This window comes from Affinundibacterium fentianense, from assembly GCF_018139545.1.
Taxonomy (GTDB): domain Bacteria; phylum Pseudomonadota; class Gammaproteobacteria; order Burkholderiales; family Burkholderiaceae_D; genus Undibacterium; species Undibacterium fentianense.
In genome coordinates, this window is sequence record NZ_JAGSPJ010000004.1 from 392,885 (window position 1) to 413,617 (window position 20,733).

The 20,733-nt window shown below is 46.3% G+C and carries 14 protein-coding genes; 9 read left to right on the forward strand and 5 right to left on the reverse strand.

The window, feature by feature from the left end; translation table 11 throughout:
- Positions 1-105: 105 nt before the first annotated feature.
- Positions 106-3,003 carry an ATP-binding protein gene (locus tag KDM90_RS11505; protein WP_212675744.1) on the reverse strand — a complete coding sequence of 966 codons (2,898 nt, stop codon included), beginning with the start codon at positions 3,001-3,003 and terminating at the stop codon, positions 106-108.
- A 160-nt stretch (positions 3,004-3,163) separates the two neighbouring features.
- Between KDM90_RS11505 and KDM90_RS11510 the strand changes: the two genes are divergently transcribed.
- The 4 genes from KDM90_RS11510 (at position 3,164) to KDM90_RS11525 (ending at position 7,464) form a co-directional block, all read left to right on the forward strand.
- Complete coding sequence (locus tag KDM90_RS11510) at positions 3,164-4,660, forward strand: DNA-3-methyladenine glycosylase 2 (RefSeq protein ID WP_230409747.1); 1,497 nt, start codon at positions 3,164-3,166, stop codon at positions 4,658-4,660.
- Between the two features lie 13 nt (positions 4,661-4,673).
- The gene (locus KDM90_RS11515; protein ID WP_212675745.1) at positions 4,674-5,168 is read left to right on the forward strand and encodes a methylated-DNA--[protein]-cysteine S-methyltransferase; all 495 of its coding nucleotides are present in this window, start codon (positions 4,674-4,676) and stop codon (positions 5,166-5,168) included.
- Positions 5,169-5,424: 256 nt separating this feature from the next.
- On the forward strand, positions 5,425-5,991 hold the full coding sequence (locus KDM90_RS11520; protein WP_212675746.1) for a phasin family protein: 567 nt from the start codon (positions 5,425-5,427) through the stop codon (positions 5,989-5,991).
- A 297-nt stretch (positions 5,992-6,288) separates the two neighbouring features.
- Entirely contained in the window at positions 6,289-7,464 is a 1,176-nt protein-coding gene (locus KDM90_RS11525) for an acetyl-CoA C-acetyltransferase (RefSeq protein WP_212675747.1), read from the forward strand.
- A gap of 78 nt (positions 7,465-7,542) precedes the next feature.
- Here the strand turns inward: KDM90_RS11525 and KDM90_RS11530 are convergent, their stop codons facing one another.
- Genes KDM90_RS11530 through KDM90_RS11545 form a run of 4 tightly spaced genes read right to left on the reverse strand, consistent with a single transcriptional unit; the run spans position 7,543 to position 12,450 of the window.
- Positions 7,543-8,424 carry a M48 family metalloprotease gene (locus KDM90_RS11530; protein WP_212675748.1) on the reverse strand — a complete coding sequence of 294 codons (882 nt, stop codon included), beginning with the start codon at positions 8,422-8,424 and terminating at the stop codon, positions 7,543-7,545.
- Positions 8,421-8,951: a hypothetical protein gene (locus KDM90_RS11535; RefSeq protein ID WP_212675749.1), complete on the reverse strand. Its 531-nt coding sequence runs from the start codon at positions 8,949-8,951 to the stop codon at positions 8,421-8,423. The genes KDM90_RS11530 and KDM90_RS11535 overlap by 4 nt, the downstream gene beginning before the upstream one ends.
- Before the next feature lie 11 nt (positions 8,952-8,962).
- Positions 8,963-10,810 (reverse strand): adenylate/guanylate cyclase domain-containing protein, encoded by a 1,848-nt coding sequence (locus KDM90_RS11540; RefSeq protein ID WP_212675750.1) that lies wholly within the window; start codon positions 10,808-10,810, stop codon positions 8,963-8,965.
- A gap of 20 nt (positions 10,811-10,830) precedes the next feature.
- A complete protein-coding gene (locus KDM90_RS11545; RefSeq protein ID WP_212675751.1) occupies positions 10,831-12,450 on the reverse strand; it encodes an HD family phosphohydrolase in 1,620 nt (539 codons plus the stop codon).
- Between the two features lie 414 nt (positions 12,451-12,864).
- On the opposite strand from KDM90_RS11545, the gene KDM90_RS11550 reads away from it, so the two are divergent.
- From KDM90_RS11550 to KDM90_RS11570, 5 genes are all read left to right on the forward strand, one after another.
- Positions 12,865-15,324: an alpha/beta hydrolase family protein gene (locus tag KDM90_RS11550; protein WP_212675752.1), complete on the forward strand. Its 2,460-nt coding sequence runs from the start codon at positions 12,865-12,867 to the stop codon at positions 15,322-15,324.
- Positions 15,325-15,444: 120 nt separating this feature from the next.
- Positions 15,445-15,906, forward strand: a complete 462-nt coding sequence (locus tag KDM90_RS11555; protein WP_212675753.1) for a response regulator — start codon at positions 15,445-15,447, stop codon at positions 15,904-15,906.
- Positions 15,907-16,015: 109 nt separating this feature from the next.
- Complete coding sequence (locus KDM90_RS11560) at positions 16,016-17,368, forward strand: sensor histidine kinase (RefSeq protein WP_212675754.1); 1,353 nt, start codon at positions 16,016-16,018, stop codon at positions 17,366-17,368.
- A 65-nt stretch (positions 17,369-17,433) separates the two neighbouring features.
- A complete protein-coding gene (locus tag KDM90_RS11565; protein ID WP_212675755.1) occupies positions 17,434-18,189 on the forward strand; it encodes a LytR/AlgR family response regulator transcription factor in 756 nt (251 codons plus the stop codon).
- A gap of 129 nt (positions 18,190-18,318) precedes the next feature.
- Positions 18,319-20,571: a penicillin acylase family protein gene (locus KDM90_RS11570; protein WP_230409748.1), complete on the forward strand. Its 2,253-nt coding sequence runs from the start codon at positions 18,319-18,321 to the stop codon at positions 20,569-20,571.
- Positions 20,572-20,733 lie beyond the last annotated feature (162 nt).

A 20,733-nucleotide genomic window follows, 5' to 3' on the forward strand; every position in this document is an offset into this window, starting at 1 on the left:
ACTTAAATAAAAAATTAATTCGTACGATTTCTTGGTGGGACTTCACGCCTCTCAGTAGCTTGGGAGGCGTCTTTTTTTCTATTTTTATCGAAGGTGCGAATGAGACTACTGCAAGGATTCGGCGTTCACCGCGATTGGAAGTATCAGCGTAATCCTTGTGCCCACATCAATCTCGCTATCGACAGCAATGCTTCCGCCAAGTAGATCCGTCACAATATTGTGTACGATATTCATACCTAAGCCACTTCCGCCATGTCCAAGTTTGGTAGTAAAAAAGGGGTCAAAAACTCGACGTAAGTGTTCTGGCCGAATCCCATTACCATCGTCGCTAAAACAGATCTTTACATGCTGTTTATCAAATATTTCGGCACTCAATTGCATCGTGCCCGAATCGCGATTCTCAAAGCCATGCAACAAAGCATTATTGATGAAATTGGTGATGACCTGACCGTAGGGGCCGGGGTAGCTATCGATATTGATTTTGTCGGATATATCGATGGTAATGTGGTGACCATGCTTACTAATACGGCTTTGCATAGTTCGGACGATTTCTTGACTCGTTTTTAGTAAATTAAATGTGCGACGTTGTTGGCTAGTTTGATCGACAGAAACCTGTTTGAAGCTGCTAATCAACTCGCTTGCGTTGACCAAATTACGCAGAAGCATTTCGTTTGCTTCAGTTAAAACCTCGGTAAAGTGGAGAAAGCCCGACCGTTTTAAGGTGCCAGATTCAAATTGCTCAACGAATTGGCGAGAATTTTCTTTGAGTGTCGTTGCTGTCAGCAAGCAATTTCCCAACGGAGTGTTGATCTCGTGAGCGATACCAGCAACGAGCGCTCCCAAAGCCGCCAGTTTTTCTTTTGACATCAAAAGCTGCTGGGCAGATGAAAGTTGTTGATAGGTATCAGCGTTATCAAAGGCAACCGCAGTATAAGCCGCAAGAGTCGTCAACATATCAACGTGCATGCGTTCAAACGCGTAGCGTTGACTACTTTGCATAGAGAGCAAACCAAGCACCCTGTCTTTTACGATCAAGGGAACGTAAATCATGGACAATGGGGCAAAGTCTAAATGTTGCCCGTCAAATGCTTCCGAAACAACGAGCTTGTCTAAACCTTCAATTCCGACATAGTGCAAGTAATCTTCATGAATATCGTTGATGTAGATTGGTCGCCTATGCTGTACGCACCAAACAGACAATAAGTCAGGGTCTTGTAGGCTTCGATGAAACGGTAGAAGGTTGACTCCACTTAAAACATTACAGGGGAAGTCAATCATGCCCTGCTCGGCTTTGTAGATCCCGACTGAAAGCAATTCGGCAGGAATGAGCTTATGGAGATGTTGATAGAGCGTCTGGATGATGCTCTCGCGATCAAGTTGCGATGTGATTTCTCGCCCTATTTCGCTCAAGATGAAAATATTTTGATGCGCCGTACGCAGCAATTCTGTTCGTTCTTGTAATTCTTGCGTGCGTTCGGCCACGCGGTTTTCTAAACGACTTTGGGCTTGTCGATATTCCTCATGGCTAATCATCTGTTGAATAAGATTTGCGATATGGCTTCCAAATAAAAGATATTCGCGCGTCCAATTTTTTCTTTGATGAGCTTTGCCAAAACTAATGACCCCCACTTGCTGACCATGCAAGCGTACTGAAATCTCAAGCAACGAATGCAAACCCGCATCTTGATAGAGCTCGGTCAATTCCGCGGCAGCGGGGTGAATCCGCAAATCGTGAATAGCGACCGGCGTATGTAAATTTTGAATCACTTGAAAATACTTTAGAAAATCTTTTTGCTCTAGACATTTCCCGACTTGGAAACGAAATGGAAGTTCGCCGGAAATCATTTCACAACGTAGTTGCTGCTTGTCTTTGAGCCACAAACAAATGCTGTCTACTTGGAGAATTTTTAAGGATTCATCACATATATGACGTAAAGCTTCTGACAAGCTTTTCTCTTCAAGTTGGCTATTCGAAGAAAGATCCAATAGAAGTTCGACCGGTGGTTTTCGAGACAGATCGTACTCTCGTAATTCGCGGAATTTATCTATTACGCTAGAGTCGGCGATCTCGCTAACGAGTTGGTGGTGAGTACGGGCAAAATTTAATGCAAGTTGAGCTTGCCCCGTTGTTTCATAGAGGTGTGATAGAGCGTTACAACAAAGCGCACGTTGTTGCCGTGAACCGATCTTTTCGGCGTGCGACAAGGCATTAAGATAAGTTTGAATCGCCGTGTCAGTATTGCCTCGCGCGATTAGAATTTCGCCAAGTGTGTTGGATGCTGCACCAAGTAACCATGCATAGTCGCATCGTTCTGCTAAATGGATGGCTTTTTTAACTTCCATTAACGCTAGGTCAAACTGTGCTTCCTGATAGGCCAATACCCCTAAGTGCCAATGTGCCTCTGCGACATATTCTGCCACTCCGCCACGTTCGGCTTGGACTATCGCCTCTAAGAACAGCTCTTTTGCAAGTTGCCGTTGACCCATGTTCATGCTATTGACGCCCAAATTGATAGCCTGTTTGCTCTTTAAATAGGGGCGATCAAAAGTCGTTAATAATTCGCCAGCATATCGATGAAAACGGGCGCCGGTTTCCCAGTCGCCCAATGCATCGTAAATTTGGCCTAGGCCAATTCGCGCTTCAATTAGCACTTCAGCATCGTGCGTCACACGACAAAGATCAATGCAACGCGTCCAAAACCGGATCGCCTCTTTGTATACCCCTTGCGTATAACGGATCCGTCCAACGCATAGCATGATCTTACCTGCCTGATACGGCAGGCCGAGATGTTCCGCAGTTTGTAATCCAGCGAACAATGCATCATTCAGCGAGGAAGCTAAACCGAGACGTTCGCAAACAAAGAATCGTTTAACCAAGGCGTTGAGAGCCAATGAGTGACGTTCTTCCTTGAGCGCCGCATGCTCGAAACCTTCAAACATACGTATCGCTAGTTTTGGATGGCGCCTTGAACATTGCTCTATGCGTTGGAGGATCTCGTTCATTGAAAGTAATCTTGATAATGAATTCTGGACTCGTTTGTCTTCTTCTTGTATGACACGTTCTGATCAAATGCCAAAGGTAAAATTTGTTTGTCCGAAAATGGCTAGAATATTTCTTGGTATCCCGTTTAAGCTTGTCTAAGTTTATTTTTAATCGAAAGCCATGACGAAGCATTGTTCTGATTTAACTGCTGTTTCAACCATCGCCGAGGCAATGACTAGCCAAGACTATTACCGAGCACTTGCTGCAAAAGACGCTCGGTTTGATGGTGTCTTTTTTGCTGGCATTAAATCCACTGGAATTTATTGTCGCCCAATTTGCCGTGTGAAAACACCACGACAGGCATCATGTGTCTTTTTTAGTTCACAAGCGGCGGCAGAAGCGGCGGGTTTTCGTCCTTGTTTGCGTTGCCGTCCTGAGTTAGCACCTTATGACTTGCAACAAAATCTAGCTCATGCGATATGGCATAAAATCGCCGCTGGAGCCTTGAACGGCCATTCTGTTGAAACGCTGGCAAAACACGTTGGCTTATCCTCACGACAATTGCGCCGAGTGATGTTAAATGAATTTGGTTTAAGTCCAATCGAAATGGCGCAAACTCAACGCTTGTTGTTTGCAAAAAAATTAATCCAAGAGACAGCGCTCAGCATGACGGACATTGCGTTTTCTGCTGGTTTCGGCAGTGTGCGGCGATTCAATGCCCTGTTTGAGGAACGCTATCAATTGAAGCCTGCTTCTATCCGACGTGCCGCAATCAGTAATGAAGCAAATGCAAATATACAGCTGCGTCTCGCTTACCGACCTCCGTATGCTTGGGAAACCTTACTCGCCTATTTGCGAGGACGCGCAATGAAAGGCGTCGAAAGCGTTGATCTGCAACAAGGCTGCTATCGACGCAGCATCCGGGTTGGCGGTAAGCAGGGCTGGATTGCAGTCAGTCACTTAGAGCAGAAGCAGCAACTCTTGTTAGAAATTGCACCTAGCTTAGCCGCAGTACTGTTGCCATTGCTCGCAACAATACGTCAACAATTTGATGTCGAAGCGAATCCGCTGGTAATTGCTGCTCATTTGCAGAGCGATCCGCTTTTAGCAAAACAAATCGAACAAACACCAGGTTTGCGTGTACCAGGCTGTTTTTCTTCCTTCGAGTTAGCAATCCGAGCAATTTTGGGACAACAGGTGAGTGTGGCTGGTGCGACCACCGTGGCAGGTCGCCTCGTTGAACAATTTGGTGAGCCGATTGAAACGCCGTGGGCGACAGTGACGCACCACTTTCCGACCGCAGCCCAAATCGCTAGTTTAGAAATCAATCAAATCGCAGGAATTGGCATTCCAACTAAACGCGCGGAGACAATTTCCGCCTTCGCGAAATTTGCGCTCGATGGTGGCTTGCAATCATCGGTAAACATCTCGTTAGAACAGCAGGTTCAAAAACTAAAAACTTTGCCGGGTATCGGAGAATGGACAGCCCAATACATTGCTATGCGGGGCTTGCGCTATCCGAATGCTTTTCCGGCAGGTGATCTCGGATTGCGAAAGGCTGTAAGCGAATCGGCCGGTATGCTGTGCAGTGAAAAAGCTTTGTTGGAGCGCGCCCAAGCTTGGTCGCCTTGGCGTAGCTATGCTGCGCTCTTACTTTGGCAGTCTTTGTCCTCTTAAAATCTTGATCCCGATGAAAAAATATCTTCGCTACTCTTCGCCATGTGGTGTCTTAACAATCGTCGCTGGTGAACGCGGTTTAGCAGGCGTCTACTTTCCCTCGCACCATCCTCAACCGGAAAATTTTCGTTGCGAGCTTGACGTGGCGGATCCGATTTTATGTCGCGCTGTGACCCAACTTGACGCCTATTTTGCGGGTCAAGGTTTTGTTTTTGATTTGCCGATTGATTGTTTACAAGGAACAGCTTTTCAACGCGAAGTTTGGGAAGCATTGCAATCAATCCCATACGGCGCGACGATGAGTTATGCTGATCTCGCTAAAAAGATCGGTCGTCCAGCGGCGGTCAGAGCGGTTGGTGCGGCAAATGGTCGCAATCCTTTGTCGATTATTATTCCTTGTCATCGGGTCATCGCATCAAGTGGAAAGTTGCAGGGCTATGCTGGTGGTATCGACAATAAGGAGTATTTGTTGACGTTGGAACAAAAACACTCCCAAACCAGAAATTGAAGAAGGTTTCTTATAAAAAATCGAATTAAGCAGTGTTGAAACCCCCGACTAAACCATTGAAAAAAAAGAGAAAAATTGACTTTAAGAAAACAAAACACCAGTGAACACCAACTATTTTGATGCAATGCACAAAAAAAGCTTGACGCTTAAAAAATAGTCAGTAGAATGCGAATTGTTGCGGTGCACCATGTTTAAGATTTTTTGGACTCACTGCCGTTTTGATTCAAACTAAATCCTCAACTTATCGGAGAATTCCATGTACACAACACCAGAACAATTTATCGCTGCTACGAAGACAAACTTAGAAGCGCAATTCGCTGCAATCACCGCATTGAACCAAAAAGCATTTGAAGGTTTGGAACAATTCGTGTCCTTGAACGTGAACGCTGCTAAAGCAACTTTCGAAGAAGGCACAGCAGCAACACAACAGTTGTTGAAAGCAAAAGACGCACAAGAATTGATCGCTTTGGCTTCTGCACAAGCAAAACCAAATGCAGAAAAAGCATTGGCGTACGGCCGTCACTTGGCAAGTATCACTTCAGCAACACAACAAGAATTCACCAAAGCAGTGGAATCTCATATCGCTGACACTAATGCAAAAGTTGTTTCTTTGATCGACGAAGTAACAAAAAATGCACCAGCAGGTTCCGAGCAAGCAGTGACTGCATTGAAAACAGTGGTTGGTAACATCAACGCTGGTTACGAACAATTGTCTAAAACAACCAAACAAGCTGTGGCAACTTTGGAAGACAACTTGGCGAATGCAACTAAGCAATTCACACAAGCTGCTGAAAAAGCAACCACAACTGCAAAAAAGAAGTAATTTAGCCGATCAGGGCGTGCTTAAACCACGCGCTAAACGACTAAGAAGTCGCCACGCTCGACCACAAGTGCAATTGAACTTGTTTGAATCCTAGAAGTGGCAGCGCAAAAAAAGCTTTCTGAAAAGAAGGCTTTTTTTTCGTCTGCAATCTTTAGAGAAACTAGATTAGTTGCATAAAAAATTAGCAATTCTGACGCAATGCAATATTTTCCTAGCCAATTGCGTACGAAGCCCAACAGACTGGTGTACTCTTATGAATTCACCCCAACTTTGACTTAATTCTTTAGGGAGTTACACATGCAAGAAGTCGTAATCGTTGCCGCTGGACGTACCGCGGTTGGTAAATTCGGTGGTTCCTTGGCTAAAGTTGCCGCATCTGATTTAGGCGCGCATGTGATTAAAGCCTTATTAGCAAAAACTGGCTTAAGCGGTGAAGCCATCAGTGAAGTGATTTTGGGGCAAGTATTGACGGCTGGTGTGGGACAAAATGCGGCACGCCAAGCGGTGATTCGTGCCGGTTTGCCGAATATGGTTCCAGCGATGACGATTAATAAAGTGTGTGGTAGCGGTTTGAAAGCAACGCACTTAGCCGCACAGGCAATCATGGCGGGTGATGCAGATATCGTGATCGCAGGTGGCCAAGAAAACATGAGTGCATCCCCACACGTGTTAGCCGGTTCGCGCGATGGTTTCCGTATGGGCGATGCAAAATTGGTCGACACGATGATCGTTGACGGCTTGTGGGATGTGTATAACCAATATCACATGGGTATCACGGCAGAGAACGTCGCAAAAAAACATGGCATTACGCGTGAAGAGCAAGATGCCTTTGCTTTAGCTTCACAAAACAAAGCTGAGGCAGCACAAAAGGCTGGTAAGTTTGTTGATGAAATTATTCCTTATGAAATCGTCAGCAAAAAAGGCACGACCGTGTTTGATACGGACGAATTTATCAAACACGGTTGCACCTTAGAATCCTTATCGGCATTACGCCCAGCTTTTGATAAAGCGGGTACAGTCACCGCAGGAAATGCCTCTGGTTTGAATGATGGTGCAGCAGCGGTAATTATGATGTCCGCAAAAAAAGCAGCCGAGTTGGGTTTGCCAGTGTTAGCAAAAATCAAGGCGTATTCATCCGCCGGTATCGATCCAACGATCATGGGCTTAGGCCCCGTGCCAGCAGCACAATTGTGTTTGAAAAAAGCGGGTTGGACGCACGAAGAAGTCGACTTGATGGAAATTAATGAAGCCTTTGCTGCACAAGCAATCGGTGTCAATCGTGAAATGGGTTGGGATACCAATAAGATCAACGTGAATGGCGGTGCAATTGCGATTGGCCATCCTATTGGTGCATCAGGTTGCCGTATTCTGGTGAGCTTGATTCACGAAATGATACGCCGCGATGCCAAAAAAGGTTTGGCGAGTTTATGTATCGGTGGTGGTATGGGCGTTGCGTTGGCGATTGAGCGTTAAGCGAAACACACAAGCCGGATAAAAAAGCCGCCCGAGGAATGACTTCTTGAGCGGCTTTCCTCTAAAGAATCACGCAATTTATTGCGATTTAATCCTCGCCATTAGTCTCTCAAACCTGCCTTGGACGCTCGGTAAGTTATCATAGCGATCGAAATCCTTTCCCATGATTCCATCAAGTTGGTTTAAGCGATCAGACAATTTTGGGTGGGTTTGGAACATCAGTTGCATCCCTTCGTTATCGTTGCTGACCTTCTGCAAACTATGTAACACGGCGGGAAGTCCAAATGGATCGTATCCAGCGCGAGCCGCTAGTACCACGCCCATTCGATCGGATTCGAATTCATCTTCTTTATCCAGCCCTCGGGCGTAGAGTGCGGTACCCACTGAGAGTACTTTCAAGACATTCGGATTCCCATTCTTTGCCGTGATTGCAATGTCAAGACCGTCTCTAAATGCAGCTGTAACACTCGCTTTTTGCATGGCATTGAGGTGATGCTTGCGTAAGACGTGTGCAATTTCATGACCTAGCACTCCAGCCAGCTCAGCTTCGCTCGACATCTTGAGTAACATACCTTTGGTAAGAACGACATAACCGCCTGGTGCTGCAAACGCATTGACCTCATTACTGTCCAAAACCGCGAAGGTCCAAGGCAAATCAGGGCGCTCACTGTGCATACTGATCCAGCGCCCAACCGAATTGACATACCGTTGTACTTCACGGTCAGAGTGCAGTGGAGCCAATCCGAGCAGATTGCTTGCGATCCCTTCGCCAAGTTCGATCTCTTCCACTTCACTTAGGGGCACGATCGCCTTTTTTGCATTGCTGGCAGCTTGCAGTGACTTACCGATATCAAAATTATTGACCTTGAGGCCACTCACTGTTTCGCAACCGGATAAAACTGGCAGCAATGCCGTACTGATCATTGCCAGCAGATAGCCCAATTTGAATTCGCTCTTCATGATTTATCTCCTGTCGCTTTGAGATAAGCTTGATTCTGTTCGTTGAGTTTCTCTTGCTTTGCAAAATTCCCTGCCTCTTGTTTCGGCGTGTTGAATTGCTTCATCTTCGCAAGTGCCTCGAGGTTTGGCATAGGATTCTCAAACTTGGATTTATCGAAGCCCTTAGCACCTGTGGTCACCGTGCTACTGGTACCCGTGGTTTTGGCTGCCTCAAATAAACCTTTGGTTGCACTCGTTATTCCGCTCGATTTTTCGATTTGACTATCAAAGCGTAGGCTCAACATTTTGACCCAACCTAGGGTGCCACCAGCCTTCACTTCCATCCAACTCGCTTTGCGCGAAAGTACCTCGACAAAGCTGTTTTGTGTGAGTAATTTGATTGTTGCGGCATCACTATACGATTGCGCTTTCAGTTCAGTGGGACGCACGACACTGGCCTGTACTCTCGGGGGGGCAGCATTCTGTGCAAATGCGAATTCCGAAAGTAGGCACAACGGTAATGCTGCAATGATAAGCCTATGCTTCATAATGGATCTCCCTAATGCGATGAAATGGGGGCAAATAATTCGACTTCTTGTTCTCGACCTTTTACCTTATAGGAACCGAGCGGCTGGAAGTGAAGTTGGCCTTCGCACAATAGCATGGTTTCACGCGACACCAAAATACGTGAAACCCCTTTGGTTAAACCTTCGATACGGCTTGCAAGATTGACCGTATCGCCGATGACAGTGAATTCTTTCCGTTCCTCCGATCCAATAAAGCCCACCACGGCAGGTCCCGAATGTATTCCTATCCCAACATCAAAATCACCGGCAAGCGTCCCAGCGACGCCGAGTTCCTGTTTAAATTCTTGCAGAACTTCTGCCATCTCCATGGCAGCTTGAACTGCATTGAGCGCGTGTGCAGGATTGTCTATTGGCGCGCCCCAGAAGGCCATAATGCAATCACCGATGAATTTATCAACAGCACCATTGTGTTTGAAAACAACGGCGACTTGACGGGTGAAATAGCGATTCAGTACATCCACAATTTCTTGAGGCGTGCGGTTCTCACATAAAGTGGTAAACCCACGAATATCTGAGAAGAGAATGGTAATTTCGCGGCTCTGACCTTGCTGTCCCCAATCCTCGTTTTTTCCAAGTTCTTTCACCACATGTGGATTCACAAAGCGGCTGAACATTTCCTCGGTTTTTTGGCGCTTACGCAACTCTAGCCAGTAAGCACGTAATGCTAAAGAAAAATAGTAAGTCCATACCAGTGCGAGTGGTGTGACTATGTGTACTAGCCAAAGCGACGAGAGCGCAATATAACTTCCCACTAAGGCGATCACACTAATGCCGGTGAGAACAAATCCAGGGTATAAGGCATTGATACGTGCGAGAAATGATAGATAAACCGCGATGATACATAACACGCAAGCGAACAAATTGATCCAGATGGGCGGGGTTTGCATACTGCGTTGATTTTTAAGATTATCAATGCTGGTAGCGAGTATATCTAAGCCAGAATATAGACTGTCAATTGGCGTTACCCTGATATCGTGTAAAGCGGAAGCATCGGTTCCTATGATAAGGATCTTGTCCTTCAATTCATTGCTTGGTCGTGTTGAACTTTGTCTTTCAAAATCCTCATAAAGATCAACATAAGAAATCCGTCGGAAAGGATTTCTCTCGCCACGCCAACTAAGTAATATGCTGTCCTGTTTGGGGACTAAGTATCCCAATTTTTCTGCTACTTTCGCTGGTAAAGAGGGCGCCAACCATCCGTAGACATTGGTATAGAGATCATAGCTTCGACCTACTCCATCTCTGTCTTTGCGAAAATTAATTGTACCCACCTGCCAAAGTGATTGATCAATCGCCCGCGGCGGCTCAAAAGCCGCACGCGCATTCGCTAGGCGTTGTGAGCTTGCTGTTAAGCCGAGTAGAGGGGCGATTTCAACTAACAAGTCACCATCTAAATCATTTTCAATGGGACGACGTATCATTGGAAAAAAAATCGGTAAGCCTTGCTGCTGCAAATGATGTAGAGATTCGTTGAAACGCGCATCACTTTCAGGTCTATACAGATCTTTCTGTTCAAAAGTTAAGTCAAACACAATCGCGCGCGGGGCTTGACGTGCTATTCCGTCGAGGAGTTCTGCATGAACTGAACGAGGCCACGGCCAGTTACCGACCTGATTATGCATTCTTGCTAGACTGGCATCATCAATATTGATGATCACAATGTCGGTATCAGCTTGGAGCTTTTTTGCATGCTGCCGCACCAAAAAATCTGATAAGCGCGCATCGTTGGAAGCCAAAAATTGAAAAGTGCTGATCTCGACTGTTGCGATCAGTAGAAACAGTAAACTGAATAAATGAATAAAGCGTCCTGTACTTTTCATAAGATCGGGATCGCGTTGAGTTAAGCTGTGTATCCTGGAATGTTGCACAAATCGACCTCATCAATTTGTGCACTATCCATAAATTTTTGCGCGTATTCGAGGTAAACCTTTTCTTTTACAAATACTTGAAAGAGATCTGGGTCGATGTGTCCATTGAGACTGAATTTGCCCAGTATGTGTAAGGACTCCGTTAGTGTTTTACCCGCTTTGTAGGGGCGATCTTTCGCCGATAAAGCTTCAAATATATCCGCTATCGCCATAATTCGAGCTTGTATTGACATTTGATCTCCACGTAAGCCTCTAGGATAGCCTTTGCCGTCCATTCTTTCATGATGTCCACCAGCATACTCTGGGACATTTTTGAGATGTTTTGGCCACGGTAGCGCTTCCAGCATGCGGATGGTGACACTAATGTGATTATTGATAATTTTGCGTTCTTCGACTGTCAGAGTGCCGGCCTTGATAGTTAAATTTTCAGTCTCTTCCAGGTTGAGTAAATGATGTTGACGACCATGACTATCAATCCATAAGCGCTCGGCAATTTGTTTTACCCGCGCCTGATCTTCGTCACTCATGCGCTCACCACCGATATTTGCATGCTTGAGAAAAGCTCTTTCATTTTCGATTGCGGTTAAGGCATTTTGCAATTCTTGTTCAGCCTGATCTCGTTCAGTTTCATTTTGAAAAGTTGTCTTCAGATAGGCAATCTCGAGATCGCGCCGCAAAATTTCAAATCGTGTATCGATCAAATGAATACGATCGAAGATCGTTTCAAGTTTGGTTGATTTTTCAATGACATGGACAGGGGTCGTAATTTTTCCACAGTCATGTAGCAGTCCAGCCATCCATAATTCTCTGCGGTCTCGATCGTTCATACGAAAATCTTTGAGCGCCGGTAAGTCACTCCGATGTGCAGCTTCTGCTAACATCATGGTCAATTCAGGCACGTGTTGACAATGACGCCCGGTATTCGGTGACTTTTCATCGATGCCGATATTGATCAAATTAACGAGAGATTCAAACAGATTTTCAAGTTGAAAAATCAATTCTTGATTGCTCAATGCGATCGCTGCTTGTGACGCGAGCGCCTCTATGAAGCCTTGATCAGTTTCGGTGAACGCGCCAATCCCACCAGTTAGGGGATCAGTTGCATTGATCAGTTGCAATACACCAATCAGTTCCGATTCATGGTTGAGCATTGGAACAGTAAGTAGCGATTGGCAATGGTATTGATTGATCTCATCGAATCGGCGCATCTCTGAAAAGTTGAATAAGTCCGCCTCATACACATTCGCAATGCGTACGGATTGCTTAAGATTGGCGGCATAAGCGACAACCGCATTAAGATTTTGATTGCCGAGCGAGTCGAAGAGTGGGATCGCAGCCATATTTTCGGCGTCTGGGTGTGACCCGCCAACATGCAATTGCAGTGTATCGTTGATTGCCATGTCAAATTCGAGGCGGCTCTTGTCTTTGTTTGGACGATAGATCGTGCCGCCATCCGCCTTGGTTAAATGCTTTGCGGTTTGTAATATCCGTTCTAAAAGCGCATCGATGTCAGCTAAGCCATTTAATGCGACACTGAGCTCGGTTAAATGTTGTAAGCGTTGCGCAATTTGCTCGTGATTGAGTTCGGACATATTGATGCCATTTCGGGTAATGATGATCGATGAGGCTTATATGACGAATGTGTAGCCTTCCTGGACCGTTGATTGCTGGTAGTTCTTGCTGGAGCTTGCTTGCGAGTGAACTTTTTTGATTATGCTTTCTAGTCTACTTTGATTACATGTCTTCGGCTCAGAAGTTTAGTGATTTTGCGCGACTCCGTGCAGTCAATACAACATAAGTGGTGTGATCTCGTGGCTACCCTAAGTAAACGGAAGAATAATGCCAACTAGATAATTTAAATCGTAATTTATCCTGCGTTAAATCGCTGAGATGCCTCATTTTGGGGCATTTTTGTCTTTATAATGCCAGCTTTCTAGGGACGCTTACTCGGCTTGCGAGCGAGTACTTATCTCAATTAGCGATGAATGCATTCATAAGGACGCGCAATGCCGTCAGTTTTATTTAGTCGTTTTTGGGCGACATGTTTAGTCGGGCTGCTCATTGCGAGCAGCTGCAATCAACAAAGTTTAGCCTTCGATAATCGGTATCAGTTACCCCCAGTCGAGTTGCAGACCTTGGTTGACGCACCACGCGGTCCTGAGTTTCGTTTAGGACCGAAGAATAGAACGGGTTTATTGGTAAGTATTCCAGGCTTACCAAGTATTGCGGAAGTTGCCCAACCAGAGTTGAAGCTAGCGGGGTTGCGAATTCATGCCAAGATGCGCGCTGCAGTCCGTAGCAATTTTAGTGATGACCTGAGTTTATTGGATATCGCCTCGGGCAAGATACGTAAAGTGACTGGTTTGCCCGCCAAAGCGAAGATCGCAGACACAGCTTGGTCCGCAGACGAAAAATGGTTGGCTTTTAGTGTTTGGGGGCGAAATGGTGTGGAACTATGGCTGCTGGATGTTCGGCAAGCCCATGCTCATAAGCTGATTTCAGATCGCTTAAATGCGGTGACAAGCGCGGGCTTTTCTTGGCTGAATGGCAGTGATCAATTACTAGTTCGTTTACTACCTCGATCACAAAAGCCAGCACCGCGTGAATCCTTAACGCCAGCTGGTCCGCATATGCAAGAAACGCGCGGCGGTAAATTAGCGCAGACTCGAACTTATCCTGACTTGCTGAAAAGTCCATACGACGCAGATATGCTGGATTGGCAGCTTCAATCGCAGTTGGCAGTTGTACAGATCGATGGTTCGCTCCGTCGCTTCGGTCCAGTGATGAATCTCACCAAAGCACAAGCGTCACCAGATGGTAAGTGGGTACTTACAACGCAAATCAAACGACCGTACTCCTATCAATTACCAATCGAACGATTTGGACAATTGATTGAGGTTTGGGGAATCGATGGTAAGCGCTTGAAAACGGTCACCGAAGTCGTGATGCGAGAACGTTTGCCGAGTAGCAACGATGCCGTGCAGGCTGGTCCGCGCAACTATGGCTGGCGCAACGACCAAGCGGCTACTTTATATTGGTTAGAAGCCCAAGGCGGTGGTGACCCAGATTCGAATGTTCGTGTACATGACATTTTGTGGCAACAAGCGATTCCATTGAACGCGCCGCCACAGAAATTGATTGAATTGGCTTGGCGATTCAACCAAATATTGTGGTCCAGTGAACATCTTGCATTGCTCACTGAAATTTGGGGTAAAACGCGGGAAACCCGTACGTGGAAGATTCAACCAGGTAATCCAGCCGCCAAGCCAGAGCTTTTGTTTAGTAGACGAACGGAAGACCAGTACAGTAATCCGGGTACGCCCTTGATGGAGTTAAATCAGTTTGGTCGCTCCGTGATTCGTCTCACGTCGGATGAGCAATCGATGTTTTTGATTGGGACTGGTGCAAGCCCAGAGGGAGATCGCCCATTTCTCGACCGTTACTATATTCCTGCCGAAAAGACGATACGCTTGTGGCGCTCAAAAGCGCCATACTATGAAGAAGTATTGGGGGTGATGGATGATCAAGGACATCAAATTATCACGAGTCGCGAGGCCGCTGATGAGCGCCCAAATCTTTTTCTGCGGAACTTGGCTGGCAATGCGCCAGCGCGCGCTTTGACCAATTACCCCCACCCTACTCCCAAATTTAAAGGTATTCAGAAACGCCAAATTCACTACGAACGCGATGATGGCGTGATTTTGTCGGCAACCTTGTATTTGCCGCCAGGGTACGATGAAAAAAGAGATGGCCCTCGGCCGATGCTGATGTGGGCCTACCCACGTGAATTTAAATCGGCGGAAAGTGCTAGTCAGATTAGCGGATCACCTTATCGGTTCAATCGGATAAACGTGCAAGGCCCACAGGTGATGTTAGCTCGAGGTTACACCGTGTTAGATGGATTCGCTATGCCCATCATTGGTGAAGGGCGGCGCGAGCCAAATGATACGTTCATTGAACAAATCAAAATGAATGCACAGGCCGCTGTTGATGAAGTGGTTCGCTTGGGTGTTGCGGATCGCCATCGAATTGCAATTGGTGGACATAGCTATGGTGCCTTCATGGCTGCGAATTTGTTAGCTCACACTAGCCTCTTTAAAGCTGGCATCGCGAGGTCTGGGGCTTACAATCGGAGTTTGACGCCATTCGGATTTCAAGCTGAAGACCGGAATTACTGGAAGGCTTTTGATACTTACCAAGAAATGGCGCCATTTAATTATGCGGATGAAATTGAGGCGCCCTTGTTATTGATTCATGGTGAAGACGATAATAATCCTGGTACTTTCCCCATGCAAAGTGAGCGCATGTATCAGGCCTTACAGGGGCTCGGGACACCCGCCCGATTAGTGATGTTACCTTATGAAAGTCATATTTATCGTGCACGTGAATCCTTGATGCATATGTTATGGGAACAGGATCAATGGTTGAATAGGTTTGTTAAAAATGCTAAACCTAATGCGAAATAAGTCAGATGCGGAAATGGATTCGTCGCAAAGATGCGGCAATTACGCCGATTTACCGACTTTCTTACTCACCGAAGATCATTTTGAATTATGATGAATTAACCCTCATCGAAGATCACGCCCATGCTAAAAGCCTATATTCTTGATAATCAAGCCGTTGCACGCAATTTGTTGGGGACGGTTTTAATGAATGGTGGTCATGAGGTAGTCGGCGACGGTAATCATAGTCCAGCGAATCTCGCGAAGATGGTGAAATTGCAACCACAAATTATTTGTGTCGATATTGGAGAACCTGATCAGGTCGGCTTGGCAACCTTGGATAACTTACGTTCTCAGTTGCCGAAAGCTCTGATTTTCTTGGTTTCTGCAAAAATGGATGCCGCGACGATACAGGCTGCACAATCTCGCGGTGTTGTTGGATTTATCGTGAAACCATTTAATGCCGTTGCGGTGTTGATGTCGATTCGCAATACAATTTTGCGGATCGCCACACAGCGGCGCAAACAACAGCAAGATACGCATAATTTGGAGAGCGCTGTCGACGATCCGAGTAAAGTTAATATTCCCGACCCAAGCCCAGAATAGTTTATCCCAAACAAATCTGTGTTTATCCGCTCATACCGAATTTCATCACATATTCACTACATTACAGTCGACTGGCATACAGTGTGAGGTACCACGCCAGGAGTTCAACATGAATACCCAACAATCGACCCCGAATTCAGCAATTTCCGAACAGGCTCTTCCTGCAGAAGTGTCCATTCAAAGCGACACTTGGTTGAATCGATATCGTAATTTTCCAGTTTTTTCACGAACTTGGTTTCGACATCGTTCGATAGCATTTGGGGGGACCTTATTTGCTGCCCTGACCGTCCTTTCTGTGATCGTTGGCCTGACCTCCGAACGAGCAGTGAATTTCGTTATTTGGACGGTACCATTTTTTGTTGCCGCATTTGGATTGTTCTTGATTGGCCAAGCAATTGCGGTTTGGATTCGTCAGCAAAACTATTCGGAACGCAAAGAGAGTTTCGGTATTTTTTTCGCGTTGGTGTTGGGAATGCTGCTCAGTTTCGCGATTGGATATGTTTCGCATTTAGCATTCAGTTCTTTGCTGAAACCGAGCGATAAAAAAACAGAGATTAGCGTGCAGGCACAAATTCGTTCAGTGCCGAACGAGAAGTCGGGGGCCGCTCCATCGGCGGGAATCGACAATCGTCCTCAAACCGCGACACCCGAGTCGCGAATGGAACAAAGCGATGCAAAGAAAAATCAAGATCGTGGTCCAGTGGTTAATTTGGTGATTACGATCGTGAAGTGGATGCCCATCGCAATTGGGTGTATCTACTGGGGAAGTTTTTTCGATTTTATGGTCTTTCTCAGACAAAGGAAGCGTCTCGCCGAAGCGATTCGCCAACAGGAGCTTAAACGTGCCCAAGATGCAAGACGTGAGGCGGAACTGCGATTGTCTGTCTTAGTCGCGCAGGTGGAGCCGCATTTTCTATTTAATACCTTAGCGGGTGTACGCTCGGCGATTTTAACGGAACCCTTACGGGCGACAGCGATCGTTGATCACTTGGTGGATTATCTACGTTCAACCATTCCGCAGATGCGTGGTGATGGTTCAACGGAACAGGGACGTCTCGCGCGCCAGCTCGAAGCAGCAAGGGCTTATCTTGGGCTAATGCAAGCACGTATTCCTCGCCTCACTTTCAGTGTCGAATCGGAATTGCGAGATGCAGCATTTCCTCCATTGCTCTTGATCTCGTTGGTGGAGAATGCAATCAAGCATGGAATAGAACCGAAAATAGGTCCAGCTCACATCGACGTCATCGCTCGTTATTTTGATGCTGCTGACGAAGAGAAATTGGAAGTGATCGTGAACGATAATGGTGTGGGGTTTGGTGGAACGACATCAGGATCGGGGATCGGCTTGGCGAACATTCGTGAACGTTTAGAGTCGATGTACGGCGATCGCGCTAGTTTGACTTTAAAAGCACGTCCAGAAGGGGGTGTCAGCGCGAGCATTATTGTTCCTCTGCTTGTATAGTTCGCGTTCTGCGTTAACGCATAAATAGAATGAATTTGTTTCTTTGATCGAGATAGGGGGACGACATGCCAACTGCTATTATTGCCTATGATGAAGATTTGCCTCGCAAAGATCTCCGCCGCATGTTGCAAGAATTATGGCCAGAATTGGAGATACTTTCGGAGGCTGAGCATGGTGCAGATGCCTTGGAAGCCATCCTACAGTATCAACCAGATATCGCATTTCTTGATATTCGTATGCCCGGGATGACGGGTTTAGATGTAGCAAATGCGACGAAAGGACGATGTCATGCGGTGTTCACGACCGCATATGATAATCACGCGCTAGAAGCGTTCTCTGCAGGTGCGATTGATTACCTGTTGAAACCCATTGCTCAAGATCGTTTGATCGATGCGATTACTCGTTTAAAAGCGCGGCTAGAAGTCAAAGCCGCACCAACAGATTTGAGTAGTTTGATGCAAGAACTAGACAAGCGATTGCGCCCACAACAAGTGGAACGTATCCGTTGGATTAGTGCAAGCGTTGGCGATACGATTAAGATGTTTCCTATCGATAAAATTTTATTCTTTACTTCGGACGAAAAATATACGCGGGTCGTGTGTGTTGATGATGAGGCCCATGTGCGAAAACCTTTAAAAGAAATTATCGATGGTTTAGACCCAGAGGTATTTTGGCAAATCCATCGTGGCGTGGTGGTGCGCGCTGACGCTATTGCAAAAGCCCATCGCGACGAATTGGGTAAGGTCACTGTTGAATTGCGTGGAAATAAGGAAATACTGAAAGTAAGCCAAGCCTATGCTTGGCGGTTTAAACCGATGTAGCCTAGCTCTTTATCAGCGTTGCGGCCAATTTGATCACTTTGTTGCGAATACACTGGAAAGTCTGAAACAGTTGCTATTCGCTATGGTAATCTCCCAAACGGATTTTTTAACTTCTGTCGATGGGATACCATGAATACGTCTTCTCTCTTTTTGCCTTTTTGTGGTCAGCGATTATCGTCTTCATTCTTGCGGACTGGGATAGCGCTGAGTTTTTTTGCTATGAATGGCTTTTTGACTGAAATCGTGCATGGCACACCGTTAGAAAACACCTCAGAATTAGCTCGTTGGCAAGCCACTGCGCAACGAGTAACGATCGCTCGTGATCATTGGGGTGTGCCCCATGTGAGCGGAAAAACCGATGCAGACGCGGTATTTGGTCTTTTATATGCGCAGGCTGAGGATGACTTTCCTCGAGTTGAAATGAACTATATTAATGCGCTTGGACGCCTAGCTGAAATTGAGGGTGAGTCGGAGATTTGGCGCGACTTGCGAATGAAATTGTTTATTCAACCCGCGCAACTTAAAATTCAGTACGCGAAAAGTCCTGTTTGGCTCAAGCAGTTAATGAATGCATTTGCTGACGGCCTCAATTTCTATTTGCATACTCACCCTGAAGTGAAACCGAAGCTGATTACGCACTTTGAACCTTGGATGGCTTTGGCTTTCAGCGAGGGTAGTATTGGTGGTGATATTGAGTCGATTAATCTTAAGCAATTAGAGGCTTTATACGGCCGTGTACCGCTAACGCTTGGCGCTGCAAAAGCTGATCAAATTGCGGTATTGGATGACGCGCAAGTGATGCCGGAACCACGTGGTTCGAATGGATTTGCACTTGCGCCTAAATTGACCGCTGATGGTCACGCACTTTTGTGGATCAATCCCCATACCTCATTTTATTTCCGACCAGAAGTACATGTCGCAAGTGCGCAGGGCTTGAATGCCTATGGGGCGGTGACTTGGGGGCAGTTCTTCGTATATCAGGGCTTCAATCAATACAATGGATGGATGCATACTTCGAATGCCGCCGACGTGATTGATGAGTTCGCTCTGAAGGTGGAGCAAAAAGGCGACCGGTATTTTTATTGGTATGAAGGTCGATTGCGCCCCCTGCAAGCCATCCAGCACGCCTTGCCCTACAAGTCCACGCAAGGCGAGGCAGTTCGCATGATTACCACTTATGCCAGCCACCATGGTCCAGTGATCCGTGCGGAGAATGGCCAATGGATCGCGATTCAATTAATGAACACACCGATGCAGGCCTTGATGCAATCTTATTTGCGGACAAAGACTCGCGATTTTAAGAGTTTTGCCAGAGTAATGGATTTGCGTGCCAATTCGTCAAACAATACCGTTTATGCGGATAGAGATGGCAATATCGCTTACTTTCACGGTAACTTTGTGCCGCGCCGTAATCCCAAACTTGACTGGACTCGCCCCGTTGACGGTAGTTTGCGTAGTGCTGATTGGCAAGAACTACACCCAGTTAAAGACATCATTCAGCTGCTAAATCCAAGCAATGGTTGGATTCAAAACACGAATAATTGGCCTTTTTCAGCGGCTGGCACGGATAGCCCGCGGATCACAACGTTTCCCAAATACATGTGGACGAATGCGGAGAATGCGCGAGGTTTACACGCAGTTAAAGTATTAAAAAATGCTAAGAATGTGGACTTAGATAGCATGATACGTCTCGCGTATGACAATGAGCTCACGGCATTTGAAAGTTTGTTACCCGCTCTATTTAAGGCCTATGATGCCGCGCCCGAACCCATGTTAGCTGCACAGATTGCCAGTCTACGAAATTGGGATTATCGGGCAAGCTTGAGTTCAACTCCTACGTCGTTGGCCATTTATTGGGCGCAAGATTTGGTGCAAGTGCATGCTGCTGAGGCACGCAAGCAACAGATACCGGTGCTGGATTTGTTGCCCAATTTACCGGGACCCGCATTGCTATCAGCGCTGCAGCGCGCAACACAGCGCTTACAAGATGACTTTGGGAATTGGCAAACTGCCTGGGGTGAAATCAATCGATTCCAACGTCTTTCTGGCGATATTCATGCGGGTTTTGATGATAGCAAGCCAAGTTGGCCTGTTCCATTTGCTTCAGGCAATTGGGGTTCTTTGGCCGCTTTTGGGCAGGTCTCCAAACAAACCACAAAACGTATTTACGGAGATCGAGGGAATAGTTTTGTCGCTGCAGTTTCTTTTGGCACGAGAGTTAAGGCAAAAAGCATCTTAGCAGGTGGTGTCAGTAGTGATCCAACTTCGCCACATTTCAATGATCAAGGCGAAATGTATAGCAAGGCGCAATTCAAAGATGTACTTTTCTACCCCGAGGACATCGCTAAACATACGCAGCGGCATTATCACCCTGGACAATAGACTGACAACTTCAACCAACTCTTGTATGCGGTCTTATGCAAAGTCCCCGATCGAACTTTGGGACCACTTGACGTTGCAAATTGAGGGCATTTCGTTGAGAGTCTTTGCGCCAAAACAAGAAGATGGTCGGTTATGAATGCGCGCGCTGCCAATAGCGCTATG

What these genes read in the sequence shown, in the direction of transcription:
- KDM90_RS11505 (WP_212675744.1), bottom strand. Translation starts at nt 3,003, where the DNA reads ATGAACGAGATCCTCCAACGCATAGAGCAATGTTCAAGGCGCCATCCA.
- KDM90_RS11510 (WP_230409747.1), top strand. Translation starts at nt 3,164, where the DNA reads ATGACGAAGCATTGTTCTGATTTAACTGCTGTTTCAACCATCGCCGAG.
- KDM90_RS11515 (WP_212675745.1), top strand. Translation starts at nt 4,674, where the DNA reads ATGAAAAAATATCTTCGCTACTCTTCGCCATGTGGTGTCTTAACAATC.
- KDM90_RS11520 (WP_212675746.1), top strand. Translation starts at nt 5,425, where the DNA reads ATGTACACAACACCAGAACAATTTATCGCTGCTACGAAGACAAACTTA.
- KDM90_RS11525 (WP_212675747.1), top strand. Translation starts at nt 6,289, where the DNA reads ATGCAAGAAGTCGTAATCGTTGCCGCTGGACGTACCGCGGTTGGTAAA.
- KDM90_RS11530 (WP_212675748.1), bottom strand. Translation starts at nt 8,424, where the DNA reads ATGAAGAGCGAATTCAAATTGGGCTATCTGCTGGCAATGATCAGTACG.
- KDM90_RS11535 (WP_212675749.1), bottom strand. Translation starts at nt 8,951, where the DNA reads ATGAAGCATAGGCTTATCATTGCAGCATTACCGTTGTGCCTACTTTCG.
- KDM90_RS11540 (WP_212675750.1), bottom strand. Translation starts at nt 10,810, where the DNA reads ATGAAAAGTACAGGACGCTTTATTCATTTATTCAGTTTACTGTTTCTA.
- KDM90_RS11545 (WP_212675751.1), bottom strand. Translation starts at nt 12,450, where the DNA reads ATGTCCGAACTCAATCACGAGCAAATTGCGCAACGCTTACAACATTTA.
- KDM90_RS11550 (WP_212675752.1), top strand. Translation starts at nt 12,865, where the DNA reads ATGCCGTCAGTTTTATTTAGTCGTTTTTGGGCGACATGTTTAGTCGGG.
- KDM90_RS11555 (WP_212675753.1), top strand. Translation starts at nt 15,445, where the DNA reads ATGCTAAAAGCCTATATTCTTGATAATCAAGCCGTTGCACGCAATTTG.
- KDM90_RS11560 (WP_212675754.1), top strand. Translation starts at nt 16,016, where the DNA reads ATGAATACCCAACAATCGACCCCGAATTCAGCAATTTCCGAACAGGCT.
- KDM90_RS11565 (WP_212675755.1), top strand. Translation starts at nt 17,434, where the DNA reads ATGCCAACTGCTATTATTGCCTATGATGAAGATTTGCCTCGCAAAGAT.
- KDM90_RS11570 (WP_230409748.1), top strand. Translation starts at nt 18,319, where the DNA reads ATGAATACGTCTTCTCTCTTTTTGCCTTTTTGTGGTCAGCGATTATCG.